The organism is Xanthomonas sp. D-36-1, from assembly GCF_017746155.1.
GTDB classification, from domain to species: domain Bacteria; phylum Pseudomonadota; class Gammaproteobacteria; order Xanthomonadales; family Xanthomonadaceae; genus Xanthomonas; species Xanthomonas cissicola.
This window is the reverse complement of record NZ_JAGHWR010000073.1, coordinates 32,372-38,730: the sequence shown is the minus strand read 5'-3', so window position 1 is coordinate 38,730 and position 6,359 is coordinate 32,372. Positions and strand designations below refer to the sequence as shown.

Here is a 6,359-nt window from a genome sequence, read left to right as displayed (position 1 = left end):
CCCCAATCCCCAATCCCCAAAATCAATGATCGCTGGAGCGCAATCCATCCACATCCAGGATCAGCGCCATGCGGCCGTCGCCGATCAGGGTGGCGCCGGCGTAGCCGGGGAGGCCGCGCAGGGCGCGGGGCAGGGGCTTGATCACCACTTCCTCGCGGCCGCGGACCTGGTCCACCACCAGGCCGAAGCGGGTTTCGCCAGCCTGCAGCAGCACCACGGTCAGCAGCGGCGGTTGTTCGGCCGGTACGCCCAGCCAACGGCGCAGGTCGATCAGCGGCAGGGTGTGCGAGCGGCGGTCGAGCACGGCGCGGCCGTCGAACCAGCCCAGCGAGGTCTGCGGTGCGTGCAGCACTTCGACCACGCGCGCCAGCGGCAATGCATAGACCGCTTCGCCGGCCTGCACCAGCAGGGTCGGCAGAATCGCCAGGGTCAGCGGCACGCGGATCATGAAGCGGCTGCCGCGGCCCAGTTCGGACTGGATCTGGATCTGGCCGCTGAGTTCGCGGATACGCGACTGCACCACGTCCATGCCGACGCCACGGCCGGAGATGTCGGTGACTTCCACCTTGGTCGAGAAGCCCGGCATGAAGATCAGATGCAAGCACTCGTCGGTGCTGAGGCGGGCGGCGGCTTCGGCGTCGATCAGGCCCTTGTTGCGGGCGATTTCGCGCAGGCGCTCCGGGTCGATGCCGGCGCCGTCGTCCTGGATTTCGATGCTGACGTAGTCGCCTTCCTGCTGCGCCGACAGGCGCACATGGCCGCTACGCGGTTTGCCGGTGGCTTCGCGCAGGGCCGGCGATTCGATGCCGTGGTCGATGGCGTTGCGCACCAGGTGCACCAACGGGTCGGCCAGGGCTTCGACCAGATTGCGGTCCAGCTCCGTTTCGGCGCCGATCAGCTCGAGTTCCACTTCCTTGGACAAGGTGCGTGCGACGTCGCGGGCCACCTTGGGGAAGCGGGCGAACACCTTGCTGACCGGTTGCATGCGGGTGCGCATGACCGCGGTCTGCAGGCGTGCGGTGGCGATGTCCAGCGTGCTGACTGCGCGGTCCAGTTCTTCGTCGCGCAGGCGGGTGCGCAAGGTCTTCAAGCGATTGCGCGAGAGCACCAGTTCGCCGATCAGGTTGACGATGGCGTCCAGGCGCTTGGTGTCCACGCGCACGGTCTGTTCGGCTTCTGCGCCGGTCTTGGCCGCGCCCTTGCCGCCCGCCTTGGGGGCGGGCGCATGCGCATCGTCGCCATGTGCGGCAGCAACCGGCTTGGCAGCGGCCGCCTGCGGCGCGGCCTTGAGCACCGGCGGGGCGCTCTTGGCGTCGAACTGCGCGATCAACGTGGCCGGCGCGTGCGGCACGGCTTCGCCCGAGCCCATGGCATCCAGCATGGCCTGCAGATAATCCAGCGATTGTTGCGCGGCATCGAAGTGATGCGCCTGCAGCACCGCCTGGCCCGAGCGCGCCATGCCCAGGGTTTCTTCGGCGGCGTGGCACAGCTCCACCATTGGTTTTATCGCCAGAAAGCCGGCGCCGCCCTTGAGCGTGTGGAAGCCGCGGAACACCGCGTTGAGCTGGTCGGCTTCTTCTGGCGCCTGTTCCAGCGACACCAGCTGTTCGCCGAGGCGATCCAGGATTTCCTGGGCCTCGACGATGAAATCGGCAGCAATATCGTCTGGAACAGCACTCATGGTTACAGCCCCAATCCGGACAGCAGGTCGTCGGCGTCGTCCTGCGACACCGCGTGACGGTCCAGGCCCTTGACAGCAGGACCGGCAAGACCGCCGTCGTCTTTCTTCGGTTCGATGTTCTTCGGCGGCAGGCCGAGCGCACCGAAGCCTTCATGCACGCGCCGCACGATACCGGCCACGCGACGGATGATCTGCCCGCTCAGGTCCTGGTAGCTCTGCGCCAGCGACAGCTCGGTCAGGTTGTGGCGCATCTTTTCCAGCAGCGCGCCCTGATCCTGATTGAGCCCGCCGCTGCGCAGCTGGTTGGCCAGCTCGCGGCATTCTTCGACCAGATCCAGCGTGCGGTGGCTGGCCTTTTCGGTCATTTCCACCACGTGGTCCAGGCGCGAGCAGGCATCGTCCAGCTCGCCGGCTTCTTCGGGCACGGTGGGCAGTTCGCCCAGCGCCTGGCCGAGTTCGCGGGCGAGCCGGCTCAGGCTCTGCATCATCGGGCGCGTGCGCAGGGCGGCCAGATGATCCACCTCGCGACGCCAGGCGACCTGGTCACCGCTTTCCAGCGCATCCAGCGCGCCTTGCAGGCGCTCGATCAACGCGGCACGTTCGGCATCGGTTTCCACGGTGGCGTTCATCAGGCGGTCGCCGCCAGACGTTCGAACACCTTGCCCAGCTTTTCTTCCAGCGTCTGGGCGGTAAACGGCTTGATGATGTAGCCGTTCACGCCGCACTGGGCCGCTTCGATGATCTGCTCGCGCTTGGCTTCGGCGGTCACCATCATCACCGGCAGGTGCTTGAGCTTGGCATCGGCGCGGATGTTGCGCAGCAGGTCGATGCCGGTCATGCCGGGCATGTTCCAGTCGGTGACCACGAAATCGAACGGGCCGGCACGCAACGCCGCCAGGGCGCTGTTGCCGTCTTCGGCCTCTGCGGTATTGGTGAAGCCGAGATCGCCCAACAGATTCTTGACGATACGTCGCATCGTCGAGAAGTCGTCCACGATCAGGATCCGCATGTTCTTATTCACATCAAGCTCCTAACACAAAAAATTAGTCGTCAATTTCGACACCGGCATCGGCCAGCTCGAAGACTTTGAGGCGGCCCCGCAAACGCACCACTGCCTGGCCGTGGATCTGGCACACGCGCGATTCGCTGACACCGAGCACGGCGCCGATTTCCTTCAGGTTCAATTCCTGTTCGTAGTACAGCGACAGCACCAGCTGCTCGCGCTCGGGCAGCTGGCCGATGGCCTTGCCCAGCTCGCGGCCGAATTCGCCACGCTCCATCATCTGCTGCGGATTGGGGCCACCCTTGGCGGTGGTGTCCAGCTCGCCGTGATCTTCGATGCGCGATTCCAGGCTCAGCACCTGGCCACGTGCGGCATCTTCCATCAGACGCAGATAATCGGGCAGCGGCATTTCCATGGCGGCGGCCACTTCGGTGGCGGCGGCGGCGCGGCCGGTGTTCTGTTCGATCTTGCGCACGGCGGCGGCGGCATCGCGGGCACGGCGGTGCACCGAACGCGGCACCCAGTCGCCCCTGCGAATCTCGTCGATCATCGAGCCGCGGATGCGGATCGAGGCATAGGTTTCGAACGAAGCGCCCTGTTCGGAGTCGTAGCTGCGCGAGGCTTCGATCAGGCCGATCATGCCGGCCTGGATCAGGTCGTCCACTTCCACGCTGGCCGGCAGGCGCGCTGCCAGATGGTGGGCGATGCGGCGGACCAGGTCGGCGTGCTGGGTCACCACGTCGTTGGCGTTGTTGCGCTGCACGGCGCGGTACTGCGCGCTGGCCGTGGTTGCGGTAGCGGTGCTCATGCGGCCACTCCCCGTTGGATGATGCGTTCGACAAAGAACTCGACGTTGCCGCGCGGCACGGTCGGGGCCTGCCAGCGCGAAGTACGGCGTGCGATTTCTGCGATGGCCTGCGCCGACGGACTGGCGGGGTAGGCCTTGATGACCGGTTGCTGGCGCTGCACCGACAGGCGCAACCAGTCGTCCTGCGGCACATGGCCGAGATAGTTCAGCGAAACATCGCCGAGGAATTTTTCGCACACGCGCGAGAGCTTGTCGTAGAGCAGGCGACCTTCGTTGGGGTCGCGCACCATGTTGGCGATGATCTGCAGGCGGTCCACGCCGCGTTCGCGCGAGAGCACCTTGATCAGCGCGTAGGCGTCGGTGATCGAGGCCGGCTCGTCGCAGACCACCACCACGGTGTCCTGGGCGGCCTGGCAGAAGGTCAGCACGCTGTCGGTGATGCCGGCGGCGGTGTCGATGACCATCACGTCCAGGTCGCGTTCCAGTTCGGAGAACACGTTGACCAGGCCGATGTGCTGGGCCGGGGCCAGTTCGGCCATGTGGCGGCGACCGGAAGCGGCCGGCACCACCAGCACGCCGCCGGGCCCTTCGATGATGACTTCATCGAGCGTGCAACGGCCGGCGATCAGGTCGGCCAGGGTGTACTTGGGCGCCAGGCCCAAGACCACGTCCAGGTTGGCCAGGCCGAGGTCGGCGTCCAGCAGCAGGGTGCGTTTGCCCATGTCGGCAAGCGCCACGGCCAGGTTGGCGGAGATGTTGGTCTTGCCCACGCCACCCTTGCCGCCGGTCACGGCAATGGTGCGCACCGGGCCCAAGGGCTCGGGACGGGTCGCCGACAGGGGGAAGGCGTTGGTCAGCTTGGCGTATTCACGCGACTGCATGGTTGTGCTCCGGAGTACAGGGCTTATCGGCAGCGCGCCGCAAATCTTCAAGGCGAAGAACGAGACTGGCGGCATTGGCGCGGTGCAGGTCGTCGGGGACCCGCTGTCCGTCAGTCACCCAGGTGATGGGCATTTGGTGGTCGACCACCACCGACAAGGCGCTGCCGAAGCGGCCGGTCTCGTCGAGTTTGGTCAGCACCACGCCTTGGGGCTTGGCGTGGGCGAAGCGGCGTACGACCTCGTCGAGGTCGGAAAAATGGGCGTTGGCAGGCAATACCAGCAGCGAGGTGACCTGCTGGGCGGTGCGCAGCCAGTTCAGCTGGGCGGCCAGGGCACGGTCGCGCTGGCCCATGCCGGCGGTGTCGATGAGCACCAGCTTGTAGTCGCGCAGGCGCTCCAGCAGGTCCAGCAGGCTTTCGGCGCTGTCGGCCTCGTGCACCGCGATGCCGAGCTGGCGGCCGTAGCTGTGCAGCTGCTCGCGGCCGCCCACGCGCTGGGTGTCGGTGGTGACCAGGGCCACGTCGCGCGGGGCGTGCTGGGCGGCAAAGCGCTGGGCGAGCTTGGCGATGGTGGTGGTCTTGCCGGCGCCGGTCGGCCCGACCAGGGCGATGACGCCGCCACGTTCCAGCGGGTCGACCGGGGCCACCGGCAGCCGCTTGGACAGCAGGCCCAGCATCAGGCCGCGGCCACGGTGCAATTCGGTATCGGCCGGGATCTGCAGGGCGATATCGCGGGTCAGGCCGGCGTCGAAACCGTAGTCGTCCATCAGTTCCAGCGCCTGGGCGCGCACCGGCGAGCCACGCAGGCGCTCGTCGGTGAGGCGGTTCATTTCGCGCTCGATCATCTGCCGCATCAGCGCCAGTTCGCCGCGCAGCTGCTTGAGTTCTTCGTCGTTCTGCGGTGCGGGCGTGGCGGCAACCGGCACGGCGGCCAGGGCCGGCGGGGCGACCACGATCGGCGGCAGCGCGGCCGGCGGCAGGATCTGCGGCAGGGCATCGTCCAGATCGAAGTCGGCTTCGTCGGCGAAGGCGTCGTCGTCCTGGCCTGCGGCAGCGAAGGCCGGCGCGGTGACCAGTGCCGCAGCGACCGGCGCGGGTGCCTGCACCCCCGTGGCCGGGACGGCCGGGCGCTGCACCGGGGCAGTCGTCAAAAAGTCGGCGAACAACTGTTCCGGCACGGCCGACAGCGCGTGTTCCTGGCGCGGCGCGGCGGTGACGGCAACCGCGTGGGCGAGTGCCTGGGCAGCGGGCGAAGGAATGCTGGCGGTGCGCACCGGAGCGGCGACCGGCGCCTGGCGCGGCACGCTGACCGGCTGGCGCAGCGCCATGGCGGCGATCATGTCGTCGGCGGCGCTGGCGACGCGCTGACGCTGGCTGGCCTCGGCGTCGGCAGACGGCTTGAGCAGCGCGTGCACCGGTGCAGCGGGCTTGGCCGGAGCTTGCGGGGCAGGCGCCTGCTGAGCGGGAGCCTGCTGGTGCTGTGCGGAGGCCGGGGTGTCGGAGCGCGCGGTTTCCAGGGCGCGCTGCACGAGCTCTTCGTCGTAATTGCTGGCAGCGACGATCTCGATGCCTTCGGCGGTGCGACGGTTGGACAGGATCACCGCGTCCGGGCCGTGCTCTTCACGCACCATGCGGAATGCGGTGCGCATGTCCGGGGCGACAAAGCGTTTGATTTTCATGCGAAGTGCCTCCAGGAACGGGACCCGCCGGACGCCGGACGGGTGTGCGATGAATGTGGGTGTGTTGCCAGCGTCATGAGTTGCCTGTCCCGTTTGTGTTCCAAGTCCTGCCATCCGCCCCGCAGCGGTGGAGCTGTCTGCGGTCTCGCCAGAGCTAATGCATGCGGTGTGCCAAAACCGCAGTGCTGGATTTCTGGCGCTCGATCAGGATGGTTGCGCGTGCGGCGGCTGCCCCTGTTGCCCCCATCCGCCCTTCGGGCACCTTCCCCCGCAGGCGGAGGAGGGTAGGGGTTGGTGCAACGCCGCTG

Annotated in this window: 6 protein-coding genes; all 6 read right to left on the bottom strand. The window is 67.6% G+C overall.

Annotated elements, in window-relative coordinates:
* Positions 1-22: 22 nt before the first annotated feature.
* Genes J7367_RS18140 through flhF form a run of 6 tightly spaced genes read right to left on the bottom strand, consistent with a single transcriptional unit; the run spans position 23 to position 6,051 of the window.
* A complete protein-coding gene (locus tag J7367_RS18140; protein ID WP_007970781.1) occupies positions 23-1,681 on the bottom strand; it encodes a chemotaxis protein CheA in 1,659 nt (552 codons plus the stop codon).
* A gap of 2 nt (positions 1,682-1,683) precedes the next feature.
* Positions 1,684-2,310: a protein phosphatase CheZ gene (locus J7367_RS18135; protein ID WP_022559105.1), complete on the bottom strand. Its 627-nt coding sequence runs from the start codon at positions 2,308-2,310 to the stop codon at positions 1,684-1,686.
* A complete protein-coding gene (gene cheY, locus J7367_RS18130; RefSeq protein WP_002813536.1) occupies positions 2,310-2,702 on the bottom strand; it encodes a chemotaxis response regulator CheY in 393 nt (130 codons plus the stop codon). Before cheY ends, J7367_RS18135 begins: the two co-directional genes overlap by 1 nt.
* Before the next feature lie 22 nt (positions 2,703-2,724).
* A complete protein-coding gene (locus tag J7367_RS18125; RefSeq protein ID WP_005918198.1) occupies positions 2,725-3,492 on the bottom strand; it encodes an RNA polymerase sigma factor FliA in 768 nt (255 codons plus the stop codon).
* On the bottom strand, positions 3,489-4,373 hold the full coding sequence (locus J7367_RS18120) for a MinD/ParA family protein (protein WP_005918202.1): 885 nt from the start codon (positions 4,371-4,373) through the stop codon (positions 3,489-3,491). The genes J7367_RS18125 and J7367_RS18120 overlap by 4 nt, the downstream gene beginning before the upstream one ends.
* Entirely contained in the window at positions 4,360-6,051 is a 1,692-nt protein-coding gene (flhF, locus tag J7367_RS18115) for a flagellar biosynthesis protein FlhF (RefSeq protein WP_057661820.1), read from the bottom strand. Before flhF ends, J7367_RS18120 begins: the two co-directional genes overlap by 14 nt.
* Positions 6,052-6,359: the final 308 nt, after the last annotated feature.